General features: G+C 71.9%; 10 protein-coding genes. 4 read left to right on the top strand and 6 right to left on the bottom strand.

The features are described 5' to 3' along the window. Positions 1-130: 130 nt before the first annotated feature. A complete protein-coding gene (locus tag HZF19_RS01550; protein ID WP_208026960.1) occupies positions 131-1,429 on the bottom strand; it encodes a sensor domain-containing diguanylate cyclase in 1,299 nt (432 codons plus the stop codon). A 120-nt stretch (positions 1,430-1,549) separates the two neighbouring features. Here HZF19_RS01550 and HZF19_RS01545 point away from each other — a divergent pair, with 120 nt between their 5' ends. Continuing rightward, positions 1,550-3,634, top strand: a complete 2,085-nt coding sequence (locus tag HZF19_RS01545) for a beta-propeller domain-containing protein (RefSeq protein WP_208026959.1) — start codon at positions 1,550-1,552, stop codon at positions 3,632-3,634. Between the two features lie 55 nt (positions 3,635-3,689). On the opposite strand, the gene HZF19_RS01540 is transcribed toward HZF19_RS01545, so the two are convergent. Then, entirely contained in the window at positions 3,690-5,258 is a 1,569-nt protein-coding gene (locus tag HZF19_RS01540; protein WP_208026958.1) for a 2-isopropylmalate synthase, read from the bottom strand. 348 nt (positions 5,259-5,606) lie between these two features. Between HZF19_RS01540 and HZF19_RS01535 the strand changes: the two genes are divergently transcribed. Next, on the top strand, positions 5,607-5,891 hold the full coding sequence (locus HZF19_RS01535; protein WP_208026957.1) for a hypothetical protein: 285 nt from the start codon (positions 5,607-5,609) through the stop codon (positions 5,889-5,891). 81 nt (positions 5,892-5,972) lie between these two features. On the opposite strand, the gene HZF19_RS01530 is transcribed toward HZF19_RS01535, so the two are convergent. Continuing rightward, positions 5,973-6,566 (bottom strand): copper chaperone PCu(A)C, encoded by a 594-nt coding sequence (locus HZF19_RS01530; protein ID WP_208026956.1) that lies wholly within the window; start codon positions 6,564-6,566, stop codon positions 5,973-5,975. Positions 6,567-6,776: 210 nt separating this feature from the next. Between HZF19_RS01530 and HZF19_RS01525 the strand changes: the two genes are divergently transcribed. Both HZF19_RS01525 and HZF19_RS01520 read left to right on the top strand, forming a co-directional pair. Beyond that, the gene (locus HZF19_RS01525) at positions 6,777-7,436 is read left to right on the top strand and encodes an SCO family protein (RefSeq protein WP_208026955.1); all 660 of its coding nucleotides are present in this window, start codon (positions 6,777-6,779) and stop codon (positions 7,434-7,436) included. Beyond that, positions 7,433-7,840, top strand: a complete 408-nt coding sequence (locus HZF19_RS01520) for a cupredoxin domain-containing protein (RefSeq protein WP_208026954.1) — start codon at positions 7,433-7,435, stop codon at positions 7,838-7,840. Before HZF19_RS01525 ends, HZF19_RS01520 begins: the two co-directional genes overlap by 4 nt. Before the next feature lie 38 nt (positions 7,841-7,878). Here the strand turns inward: HZF19_RS01520 and serA are convergent, their stop codons facing one another. From serA to HZF19_RS01505, 3 genes are all read right to left on the bottom strand, one after another. Then, on the bottom strand, positions 7,879-9,444 hold the full coding sequence (gene serA, locus HZF19_RS01515) for a phosphoglycerate dehydrogenase (RefSeq protein ID WP_208026953.1): 1,566 nt from the start codon (positions 9,442-9,444) through the stop codon (positions 7,879-7,881). 78 nt (positions 9,445-9,522) lie between these two features. Beyond that, positions 9,523-9,864 (bottom strand): hypothetical protein, encoded by a 342-nt coding sequence (locus HZF19_RS01510; RefSeq protein WP_208026952.1) that lies wholly within the window; start codon positions 9,862-9,864, stop codon positions 9,523-9,525. A gap of 47 nt (positions 9,865-9,911) precedes the next feature. Beyond that, positions 9,912-11,909, bottom strand: a complete 1,998-nt coding sequence (locus HZF19_RS01505) for a S9 family peptidase (protein WP_208026951.1) — start codon at positions 11,907-11,909, stop codon at positions 9,912-9,914. Between the last annotated feature and the right edge of the window lie 2 nt (positions 11,910-11,911).

The raw sequence follows: 11,911 nt of genomic DNA, 5'->3' as shown, positions 1-11,911 counted from the left end.
GCGTCCGAACCACAGCAACTACATGGCCGGCCGCACACCCAAACACATGCTCGACACCCTCAAAGCCCGACAGACAAACTGACACCCTCCACAGGGTCCACCTGTCAACAGGACCCCCGGACAGGACGAGCTAGCTCATCCCGAGGTCGATGCGGTAGCTCCGCCCGCCGTGGGCCTTGGCCCGGTACATGGCGGTGTCGGCCCGGGTGAGCAGCCGATCGGCATCGGCCTCCTCACCGGTGTCGCTCACCACCGCCACGCCCACCGAGATCCCGACGACGACCGACACGCCGCCTCCGAGGGGGACGGGCTCGCAGACCGCGCTGATCACCCGGTCGGCCAGCTCCGCCAGCGCGTCACGGTCCACGAGCCCCTCGCACACGATCACGAACTCGTCGCCTCCCACCCGGGCCACGGTGTCGGTCGCCCGGGTGACCGAGTTCAGGCGGCGGGCCACCTCCTGGAGGACCAGGTCGCCGGCGGCGTGCCCGTTGGCGTCGTTGATGGCCTTGAACCCGTCGAGGTCGCAGAACAGCACGGCCACGCCCTGACCCGAGCGCTTGTGGCGCGCCACCGCCTGCGCCAAGCGGTCGCTGGCCAACGACCGGTTCGCGAGACCGGTGAGCGTGTCTCGGGTCGCGAGGTCGCGCAGCCTGGCCTCGGCTTCCTTCAGGTCGGTGATGTCCCGGGCGAGCAACGAGATCCACTCGAGGCGACCCTGGCGGTCGTGGCGAGCCACGGCGAGGGCCGACACGGGCACCTTGCGGTCCCCGCCCACGTCGAGCAGGAGCTCGCCCCGCCAGGTGTCGGCATCCGCGAGGACCTCGAGCGCTTCCCGCACGAAGGCCTCCCGGCCGGACTCGTCGATGAGCTCCACCAGCTCACCATTGCCGCCCTGCTCCCGGAGCCGCTCGAGCGCAGCTCGGGTGGTCTCGTTCAGGTAGAGGATCTCCCCCGACGGCCGGAACACGGCCACGTAGTCCGAGGTGGCATCGAGCATGTGCGTGAGGCGTTCGGTCTCCGCCCGGGCGTCCATCTCCGCCGTCACGTCCTCCAAGATGGCGATGACGCCCCCGGTGCGCGGTGCCCAGCCGCTGCCGGCCTGCGGCGCCACCTTCACCCGCAACCAGCGGGCCGGCTCGCCCGGGCGCCCGAACGCAGCGATCGTGTTGCTCACCGCGCCCCGTTCCCGGGCAGCCTCGACCATGGCATCGAGGACCGGCCGGTACTCGGCGAGTGCGCCCGAGCGCCAGTCACCGTCGCCGCCATGCCCGTCGAGCAGCGCGCCCGCGGCCGGGTTGCGGTAGATCGTGTGCCCGTGCCGGTCGTCGACCACGATGCCGATCGGAGCGGCATCGGTGAGCGACCGGAAGTCGCCGTCGGTCCAGACCGAGCCGGTGAGCGCTGCGTCCGCCCCCTCCCTCGGCATGGCACCTTTCTACCGGTTTCCGGCGAACCTCACGCAGGCGGGAACTGCATCGTCCCCCCCGGCGTCCAAGCAGGCGGAGAGACGAGGCGGGCCCGCGGCGGGCCCGAGAGGGGAGTCCACATGCGAGCCACGCTCCGACCCGGCGCCATCGCCCTCCTGGTCGTCGCGCTGGCGGCCGCCTGCACGGGTGGGCCCGGGGCCGCCGGGCGGCCGGCGCCCACGTCCCCGCCAGGGGTGGCCCTCCCAGCGGTCGCCCTGGTGGCCTACGACGGCTGCGACGCGTTCGTCGACGCGGTGCAGACCCTGGCCACGCAGCACCTCGCCAGCGACGCGCTCGGATTCTCGGCCCAGCTCGGGCCGGTCGGCGGCGCGATCGAGGACCGGGCCTCCGCCGGCGCCGCACTGCCCGAGGCCACGAGCCGCGATGCGGACGCCAACTCGGCGTGGGGTGGTACGAACCTGCAGGAGGAAGGGGTCGACGAGCCCGACGTGGTGAAGACCGACGGCGAGCGACTCCTCACCGTCGCCGCCGGCGCCCTCTGGGCCTTCGACCTCTCGGGCGGACCGCCCAGACTGGTGGGCTCCCTCGCCCTGCCCGGAGGGGGTGGCCGGTTGCTGGTCGACGGCGATCGGGCGCTGGTGCTCACGAGCGCCTACGGCCCCTACCCGGCGAGCACCGAGCTCGAGGAGGCCGCGCTGCCGGTCGATGCCGAGACCCAACTCACGCTGGTCGACGTGTCCGATCCCGCGGCGATGGCGATCCTGGGCTCGGCCGAGCTGCAGGGCACCCTCGCCGATGCCCGCGCCGTGGACGGGATGGTCCGGGTCGTCACCTCCTCGTCGCCCCCCCAGCTCGGCTTCGTCCACCCCACGAACGAACGGGGGACGGCTGCGGCCGAACGCACCAACCGCGAGGTGATCGCCCGGACCAGTGCCGAGGACTGGCTGCCCCGGTACACGATCCGCGACCCCCGCGGCGCGGTGATCGACGAGGGCCCGATGGTGGACTGCGCATCCGTGCAGGCGCCACCCGATCCTGGGGGCCTGGGGATGGTCAACGTGCTGTCGGTGGATCTCCGGGACGACGCGCTCGCGGTGGACGAGACCACCAGCGTGCTCGGCGGGGGCGAGATCGTGTACGCCTCACCGGCGTCGCTCTACGTGACCACGACCACCTGGCCGGCAGAGGACCCCGGCAGCCGGCCGGCCACCGCCATCCACAAGTTCGACATCCAGGGCCGCAAGCCCGCGACCTACGTGGCCTCGGGCGAGGTCGCCGGCCAGCTGCTCGACCAGTTCTCCCTCTCCGAGCTCGACGGCGACCTGCGGGTCGCGGCCACCGAGACCGTCGCCACGAGCGACACCCCGGCCGTGACCTCCGCCCCCACCGGGCCGGACCGGGCATGGCCACCAGCGACCACCCAGAGCACGGTGACCGTGCTGCGCCAGGTCGGCGCGGAGCTGCAGCCGATCGGCAAGGTCGGGGGTCTCGGCCGGGGCGAGGAGATCCACTCGGTGCGCTTCATCGGTCGCACGGGCTACGTGGTCACCTTCCGCCGGACCGACCCCCTCTACACCATCGACCTGGGCGAACCGACCGAGCCACGGGTCGCCGGGGAGCTGAAGATCCCCGGGTACTCCTCGTACCTGCACCCGATCGGCGACGGCCTGCTGGTCGGCATCGGCCAGGACGCCACGCTCGAGGGCCGGGTGACCGGTCTGCAGCTCTCGCTGTTCGACGTGTCCGACCCGGCGGCGCCCGCCCAACTGCAGAAGACGACGATGCCTGGATCGTTCTCCCTCGCCGAGCACGACCACCACGCCTTCTTGTGGTGGCCCTCCGACTCGCTGGCGGTCGTGCCCGTCACCGGCTACGACGTCGGCGTCGACGGGTCGCTCGCCGGACCGTTCGTGGGTGCCATCGGGTTCGTGGTCCAGCGGGCCGGCATCAGCGAGCGCGGCCGGTTGGTACACCCCTCGGTCGCTCCCCGCGCTGGGGGGTGGGCGAGCCGGGGGTGCCCACCCGGGGCTGCGTGCATCGCACCTGAGCCGATTCCGTCCCCTCCGCTGGACGGGACGGGAGGAGGCTCACCCGTCACCCGGACGGCGGTGGTGCGTGGGATGCTGCTGAGCTTCTCTGAGGCAGGGGTGAAGGTCAGCGACCTCGCCACCTTCGCCGATCTGGCCTGGGTGCCCTACCCGTGACCCTGCGGGTCGCGCCGGCCAACGGAGCCGGTCGGCGACCCGCAGGGTCACGGCATCACACGCCGCGCAACGAGCCCGGGCGGTCGACCGCGGTCCGGTCATCGCCGGTGTCACGCACCCGCACGATGCGGTTGATGGCGTTGAGGAAGGCCCGGGCCGAGGCCTCCACCACGTCGGTCGACAGGCCGCGACCCGGCATCGCCACGCCGTCCACCTCGAAGCGCAGCGCCACGTCGGCCAGCGCGTCCACACCACCGGTCACCGAGGTGACCGAGTAGTCGGTGAGCCGCCCCGAGATGCCCGTGGCCTGCTTGATGGCGGTGCAGGCGGCTTCGACCATGCCGTCACCGTGGGCGGTGGCCTCCAGCTTCTCGCCCCCGTGGTCGAGCACGACCGTCGCGGTGGGCGTGGTGTTGGTGCCCCCGTGGCAGTCGACCGACACCAGCTGGAAGGCGTAGCGCACGGTGTCGCCGATCTCCTCCGCCACCAGCGCCTCCAGATCGGCGTCGGTGAGCTGCACCTTGCGATCGGCGAGCTCCTTGAACCGGGTGAACGCCTGGTTCAGCGCGTCGCCGTGCAGGTCGTAGCCCATCTTCTTCAGCGTGTCGGCGAAGGCATGGCGGCCGGAGTGCTTGCCGAGCACGATCTGGCTGCCGCCCGCGCCCACCGCGCTGGGGTCGATGATCTCGTAGGTGGTGCGTTCCTTGAGCACCCCGTCCTGGTGGATACCCGACTCGTGGGCGAAGGCGTTCCGGCCGACGACCGCCTTGTTGTACTGCACCGGGTAGCCGGTGAGCCGGCTCACCAGCCGGCTGGTGCGGGCCAGCTCCTCCGCCCGGATGCGGGTGTCCACTCCACCGAAGTAGTCGGGCCGGGTGCGCAGGGCCATCACGACCTCCTCCATGGCCGCGTTGCCGGCGCGCTCGCCGATCCCGTTGATCGTGCATTCGACCTGGCGGGCCCCGGCATGCACCCCCGCCAGCGAGTTCGCCACCGCCAGCCCGAGGTCGTCATGGCAGTGGGTGGAGATCACGTAGTCGCCCGAGACCTTCTCGCGCACCGCTCGCAGCCGGGCGGCGTACTCCTCGGGGATGCCGTAGCCGACGGTGTCGGGGATGTTCAGGGTCGTGGCCCCGTTGTCGACCGCCACCTGGAGCACCTCGCACATGAAGTCGAAGTCCGAGCGGGACGCGTCCTCCGGTGAGAACTCCACGTCGTCGGTGTAGGAGCGGGCGTGAGCGACGGCGCGGGCCGCTTCCTGCTTCACCTGCTCGGGGGTCATCCGCAGCTTGTTGCGCATGTGGATCTCGCTGGTGGCGATGAAGGTGTGGATCCGCGCCCGCTCCGCATCCTGGATCGCCTCCCAGCACCGGTCGATGTCGGCCAGCGCGGTGCGCGACAGTCCGCAGATCACCGGGCCGCGCACCGACCGGGCGATCGCCTGGACGGCCTCGAAGTCACCTTGGCTGGCCACCGGGAACCCGGCCTCGATGACGTCGACACCGAGCCGAGCGAGCTGCTCCGCGATCTCGAGCTTCTCGCCCTGGTCGAGGGAGATCCCGGGCGACTGCTCACCGTCGCGCAGCGTGGTGTCGAAGATGATCACCTGGTCGCTGTTGCTCATGGGTCTGTGCCTTTCGCTCGTGGCTCGGGTTGATCGGGACGGCGGCCGGCCACCGGGAGGAGCCCCGCCGAACAAACAAAAAACCCCCTGGCCCGTGGGCGCAGGAGGCTCGGCGAGCACCTATGTGGGGCGCTCGCCCTACCGAAGGAGAAGCTCCTCGACGACGATGTGGATCTGCATAGCGGGGACCATGGTGTCAGCGGTGGCGAGGACCGTCAAGCACGTTGCGCCCGAGCATGCTCGGGCGGCGTTGGGTACGGTACCCGGCGGGAACCGCGGCGCCAACGTTCGCGCCATCGCCGCTGTCCAGGGCTGCCAACCATCGTCACCACCGGCCAGGAGGTCGCCATGATCCGTAAGGTGTTCCGCATCACGTTCAAGCTGGGTCTCATCGCCGCCGTCGGTGTGGGCATCGCCGTCGTGGTGAAGAAGCTCACCGCGCCGCCCGAGGTCCCCGCGTCGCTCGAGCCGTGGCCACCGCTGTCGACCGAGACGCCGGCCGGCTCCGCGAATGAGCAGAGCCTGAGCACGAGCGAGGTGGGCACGGAGGCCACGAACGGCGAGGCCGCGAGCGACGCCCCGAGCGATGCCGAGGTCAGCGCGGTCGAGGAGGCCGCTCCCTCGAACAACTGACGCCGTCGAGCACGCTGGCTCCCGGCTCGGTGCTCACCGCCGCGAGCCAGCGTGCTCGATGACCGGCTCAGGTGGTCGGCGTCAGCCGGAGCGCACCTCCGCCTCGACCACCACGGGGTCGAAGCCTTCGAACCGCAGGGTGAGCGGAACCATCGTTCCCTCCGTCAGGGGCTCGGCCAGCTCCAGCAACATGACGTGGTAGCCACCGGGCTTCAGCTCGACGGTGCCCCCGGCCGGCACCTCGATGGCGTCGACCTCGCGCATCTGCATCATGCCGCCGCTCATGGTGGTGTCGGGCATGTTGCCGGCCATGGTCCCGCCGGGTGAACTGCTCCCCATGCCAGCCCCAGTCGTGGTGCCCGAGCCCTCCATGCCGCCGACCTGCACCGTCTCGTGGAGCTCGGCCTTCCCCGCGATCGAGGGCGGCACGGAGGCGCCCACCAGCCGGGCCGCCTCGCTGGAGCTGTTGCTGATCACCAGGTAGCAGGCGCCGGCGTCGGCGACCATGGGCGACGTGCGACACCACGCGTCCGACACCACCGGAGGGGCAGCAATGGCAGCGGTGGTCGTGGTCGCGGCGGTGGTACCGGTCTCGTCCTTGCCACAACCGGTCACGAAGCTGGCGGCGGCGAGGGCCAGGCCTGCTGCGGCGAGAGGAAGGCGGATCGACGTCATTCGGCGACTCCTGTGCTCGAGATCCGGGGTCTTCGGGGGACGAGGCGCCGTGATTCTCGCCGCCAGGAGCCCGAGCGCACCACCCGATCGCACCGAACAAGGCTCCTGGCCCGCCACTCGTGGGACCTTGGTCCCCTCTCACACCGGACCATCGGCCCGATCTCGGATCCCGGCCTCCCTGCCGCCCCACCAGCAGCCAGAATGCCTCCCATGCCCTCCTACCCGACTCGGCGCTGGCGATCCCTCCTCGTGGGGATGATCGCACTGGCCCTCACCACGACCCTGATGAGCTGTGGGTCCGATGAGAGGGCCGGACCGGGCAGGACCGACTCGACCGAGCTGCTCGGCATCACCCGCGCCACCCCGCTCGAGGTGGGCTCGATCAGTCTGCCCGATGCGACCGTCGGCGGCACCGGTGACACCTTCCGCTTCCGGTCGGCCCCGGGCGAGCTGCTCGTGGTGTACTTCGGCTACACGAGCTGCCCGGACGTCTGCCCCACCACCCTGGCCGACCTGCGCGCCGCGCGGGAGCTGCTCGGTGGCGACGGCCGACGGATCGACCTGGCGATGATCACCGTCGACCCCGAGCGGGACGCTCCCGAGCGCCTCTCGGCCTACCTGGCCTCCTTCGCCGACCGCTACCACGCGATCCGCACCACCGACCTGGAGACGCTGCGCGCCGCGGAGCAGGCGTTCGGTGCGTCATCGCGGGTGGATCGCCTCCCGGACGGCACGGTGGAGGTGGCCCACAGCGCCACCACCTACGTGGTCGACACCGGCGGCACGGTGCTCGTCGAGTGGCCGTTCGGCACACCACCAGAGGACATGGCCCACGACCTGCGCCTCCTGCTCGAGGGAGCGTCGGCGTGAACGACCATCCTGAAGTCGCCAGCTCCGAGCCGCGGCCCGGTCGCTCCCCCGCGCTCGTGGTGTGGGCGATGATGGCCGCCGGGGCGGTGCTGATGGTCCTGGCGGCGGTCGGTGTCGCGGCGGTGGTGCTCGGTGACCGGCCGAGCGAGTACCGAGTGGTGATCCCCGCCGGCACCGGCCGCCAGATCGACGCGGGCCAGCCGGTCGAGCTCATCCCGACCGATCTGCGCCTGAAGGTGGGCACCACCTTCGTGGTCCGCAACGACGACGACCGGACCCACGAGGTCGGTCCCTTCGCGGTTCGGGCCGGCGAGGAGCTCGTCCACCGCTTCGACCGGGCGGGCGTCTACCAGGGTGCCTGCACCGTGCACCCCGGCGGCCAAGTGACGATCACCGTCACCTAGCGCCACTGGCCGGCGACATCGCCGGGCACGACCGCCGGCTAGGACAGGTCGACCGCATGCACCGAGATGATCCCGCCCGCGGCCCGCAGCTCCTCTTGGACCTCGACCGGGACGCTCTGGGAGGTGGCCAGCACCATCAGCGCCGGTACCCCCTCGGCGGAGCGGCCCACGTCCATGTCGGCGATGTTGATGCCCGCCCGGCCGAGCGCCGTGCCGACCACCCCGATCATGCCGGGGCGGTCCTCGTTGCGCACCACCAGCATGTGGCGGGCCGGCGGCACGTCGACCGTGTGGTCGTCGACCATCACGATCCGCGGCTCGCCCTTGAGGCCCACCAGCGTGCCGGCCAGCGCATGGCCACCACCCCGCAGGGCGATGAGGTTCACGTAGTCGTGCGAGGTGGTCGTGGACGACTCGCGCACCTCGATGCCCCGCTCTTCCGCGAGGGCCGGAGCGTTCACGTACGACACCGGCTGGTCGCTCACACGGCCGAAGAACCCCTTGAGCACCGCCAGGGTGAGGATCCGCGTGTCGTAGCCGGCGATCTGGCCCTGATACTCGATCTCCAGCGATCCGGCGAGGCCGGACAGCGAGGCGAACAGCTCGCCCAGCCGCTCGGCCATCGGCAGGAACGGCCGCACCGTCTCGGAGGCCTCGGCTGCGCTGACGTTGACCGCGAAGGGCACGAAGTCACCGGCGAGCGCCAGCACGACCTGCTCGGCGATGGTGTCGCCGGCCTTGTCCTGCGCCTCGTGGGTGCTCGCACCGAGATGCGGCGTGACGACGACGTTGGGCAGCTCGAACAGCGGTGACTCGGTGCAGGGCTCGGTGTCGAACACGTCGAGCGCCGCTCCCGCCACGTGGCCCGAGCGGATGGCCTCCGCGAGGGCCGTTTCGTCGACGATGCCGCCCCGGGCGACGTTGATGATGCGGATGCCGGGCTTGGCCTTCTCCAGCCGGGCGGCGTCGATCAGCCCGACGGTCTCGGGTGTCTTGGCCACGTGCAGGGTCACGAAGTCGGCGACCGCCATCAGCTCGTCGAGCTCGAGCAGCTCCACGCTGAGCTGGCGGGCCCGCTCCGCCGAGACGAATGGGTCGTAGGCCACGAGGCGCATGCCGAACGCCAGGGCCCGCTGCGCCACCAGCTTGCCGATGCGGCCCAGGCCGACGATGCCGAGCGTCTTGTCCGAGAGCTCCACCCCCGTCCAGCGCGAGCGCTCCCAGCGCCCTTCCTTCAGCGCCGCGTTCGCCTGAGGGATGTTCCGTGCCTGCGCGAGGAGCAGCGCCATCGTGTGCTCGGCGGCCGACAGGACGTTCGACTGGGGTGCGTTGACGACCATCACGCCCCGCTCGGTGGCCGCGGCGACGTCGACGTTGTCCAGGCCGATGCCGGCCCGTCCCACCACCACGAGCTCCGAGCCCGCCTCGAGCACCTCGGCGGTGACCTGGGTCGCGGACCGGATGATCAGCGCCTGGGCGCCACGCACCAGTTCCAGCAGCTCCTCGGCGGAGGAGGGCGACCGCACGTCGACCTCGTGCCCGGCCGCTCGCAGCCGTTCGAGGCCGCCCTCGGCGATGGTCTCGGTCACCAGGATGCGGGCCATGGCGCCATCCTGTCCGGTGGGCGGCCGCACCCGCCAATGCGCTCCGTGGTGATCGTGAGCACCCGATCGCGACGGGTCTCAGCCGCCGGCCAGCTTGTAGCTCACGAAGAAGGCGATGGTCGGCAGGATGATCAGCGCGGCCACGAAGATCCCCACGACGTACGCCCACTGGGGCAGCTTGCGCCGCCCGGTGACCTGCTCCCCGGCGACCGGCGGCAACCCCAGGATCTCCCGGGCGCGCGAGCCGTCACCGGGCACGACCAGCAAGGTGAAGGTCTGCCGCCCGGTGTCGGGGTCGGGCACCGGGGTCGGCTCCCAGGTCGCGCCGATGCCGTGCCCCACGAGGGACTCCACCGCTCGGCGGGCTTCGCGCTCGGTGACGAATCGAGCGATCGCGTCGTACGCGGGATCGTCGGTCATGTCCTGCCCCCGCTCGCTCCCCCGCCGGCCGGCGGGTGGACGGAACGTCAGAGGTTCTCGATCTCGACCGGTTCGACCGGGTCGGCGAGGTCGAAGCCGAGCACCCGGCCGTAAAAGTACAGCTCCGCCTCGAGGACGCGCTCGATGGTCTCCGCCCGGCGGAACCCGTGCTGCTCGCCCTCGAAGGCCAGGTAGGCCACCGGGAGACCCTTGGCCCGAAGCGCCGCCACCAGCACCTCCGCCTGGTCGGGCGGCACGATCTCGTCCTCCAACCCTTGGAAGACGATAACCGGGCACCCGATCCGGTCGGCATGATGGATCGGCGAGCGCTCCACGTACCGGTCTCTCGCCGCCGGATACGGGCCCACCAGCCGGTCCAGGTAGCGGGACTCGAACTTATGGGTGTCACGGGCCAGGGCTTCGAGGTCGCTGACGCCGTACAGGCTCGCCCCGGCATCGAAGACGTCGTGGAAGGCGAGCGCGCACAGGGTCGTGAACCCCCCGGCACTCGAGCCCCGGATGGCCAGCCGATCGGCGGCGACGTCACCGCGGGCTGCCAGGAACGAGGCCACCGCCGTGCAGTCCTCGACGTCCGCGATCCCCCACCGGCCGGCGAGCGCCTCCCGGTAGCGGCGCCCATATCCCGAACTGCCCCGGTAGTTGACGTCGGCCACCGCGAGGCCACGCGACGTCCAGTACTGGATGGTGAGGTTGAGCTGCGGTCGGGCCGCGGCGGTGGGGCCGCCGTGGCTGATCACCACCAGCGGCGGGCGCTCGCCGTCGGGCGCGCGCACCTCCAGGTTCGTCGGGCGGTACAGCAGCGCGTGGGCCTGCTCGCCGTCCGCTGTCGGGAACGTCACCGGTTCGGGGACCGAGAACCACCGCTCGTCGACACCGAGCCGGCGCGGCGGTCGCAGGTGCGCCACGTCGATCGAGCCGCCGCCGGCGGGGATGCTGGCGACCACCACGGAGGGCTCCACGGTGAACGATGCGCCCACCAGCACCGCTCCCTCGCCGAAGGCGTGCACCGCGGAGATGGCAGTGAACGGGGTGTCGAGCGGGTGGGTAACCCAGCCGCCGGCGGTCTGCTCGGCCACCAGCAGGTGGTCGACCCCGTCCCGGGCACAGGCCACCAGCAGACGGCCATCGGCGAGCGGGGCGTAGCGGGACAGGCCGAACACCCACTGCGGGACCCCGATGTCGCCATCGACGACCACCACCGCCTCCGCCTCGGGGGGAGAGCCCGAGTCGGTGGTGGCGTCGAGGTGGGCCGCGGGCAGCCGGTAGAGGTTCCACCAGTCGTTGCGATCCGACGCGAACAACAACGACCCGTCCGCCACCCACTCGGGTTGGAAGATCGACTCACCGGGACCGCCCGCCACCGGCCGCGCCCCGGCGAGGGCGAGGGAGCCGCTCCGCTCCTCGAGCTCGGCCACCCACAGCTCCGTGGCATCCCAGGGCATGTCGGGGTGGTTCCACTGGGTCCAACACAGCCGCCGGCCGTCCGGGCTGAGGCGGGGGAAGGACACGAAGTCCGGGCCGGACACCAGCACGGCCGGCTCGCCGCCGTCGTGCGCGTCCAGCGCCACCAGCTCGTTCACCGGCTCCGCGCCATCCCGGTGGCGCTCCCGGACGCAGACGACGAACCGTCCGTCGACCGTGACCCGCCCGTCCGCGTAGCGGTCAGCTCCCGGGCGGGGCGGCTCGGGGGTCAGCGGGCGCGGCGAGCCGTGACCGTCGAGCCGGTACAGCCGTTGGTCGGCCCAGTTGGCGAAGAACAGGGCATCGTCGTGGAGCCACCACGCTCCCCCGCCGTACTCGTGCACCCGGGTGCGCGCCGACCAGCCCTCTGGGAGCACGTCGAGCTGCTCGCCGCCCGGGCGGTGGCGGACGACCGCGACCCGTCCTCCCTCCTGGGGGCGCAGCTCCGACCACCACACGTCGTCGGTGCCGACGGCCACCTCGCCGATCGACACCGCGTGCTCGACGATCAGGCCGGCCGAGATCGGCGAGGGCCAGGAACCGTAGGGCAGGAGCCGGGTCATCG

The organism is Rhabdothermincola sediminis (assembly GCF_014805525.1).
Classification (GTDB): domain Bacteria; phylum Actinomycetota; class Acidimicrobiia; order Acidimicrobiales; family Acidimicrobilacustridaceae; genus Rhabdothermincola; species Rhabdothermincola sediminis.
The sequence above is the reverse complement of the archived record's forward strand: the minus strand, read 5'-3'. Positions and strand labels throughout refer to the sequence as shown.

Coding starts and splice junctions, on each gene's coding strand:
- HZF19_RS01505 (WP_208026951.1), bottom strand. CDS start 11,909: ATGACCCGGCTCCTGCCCTACGGTTCCTGGCCCTCGCCGATCTCGGCC.
- HZF19_RS01535 (WP_208026957.1), top strand. CDS start 5,607: ATGATCCGTAAGGTGTTCCGCATCACGTTCAAGCTGGGTCTCATCGCC.
- HZF19_RS01525 (WP_208026955.1), top strand. CDS start 6,777: ATGCCCTCCTACCCGACTCGGCGCTGGCGATCCCTCCTCGTGGGGATG.
- HZF19_RS01545 (WP_208026959.1), top strand. CDS start 1,550: ATGCGAGCCACGCTCCGACCCGGCGCCATCGCCCTCCTGGTCGTCGCG.
- HZF19_RS01540 (WP_208026958.1), bottom strand. CDS start 5,258: ATGAGCAACAGCGACCAGGTGATCATCTTCGACACCACGCTGCGCGAC.
- serA (WP_208026953.1), bottom strand. CDS start 9,444: ATGGCCCGCATCCTGGTGACCGAGACCATCGCCGAGGGCGGCCTCGAA.
- HZF19_RS01550 (WP_208026960.1), bottom strand. CDS start 1,429: ATGCCGAGGGAGGGGGCGGACGCAGCGCTCACCGGCTCGGTCTGGACC.
- HZF19_RS01510 (WP_208026952.1), bottom strand. CDS start 9,864: ATGACCGACGATCCCGCGTACGACGCGATCGCTCGATTCGTCACCGAG.
- HZF19_RS01530 (WP_208026956.1), bottom strand. CDS start 6,566: ATGACGTCGATCCGCCTTCCTCTCGCCGCAGCAGGCCTGGCCCTCGCC.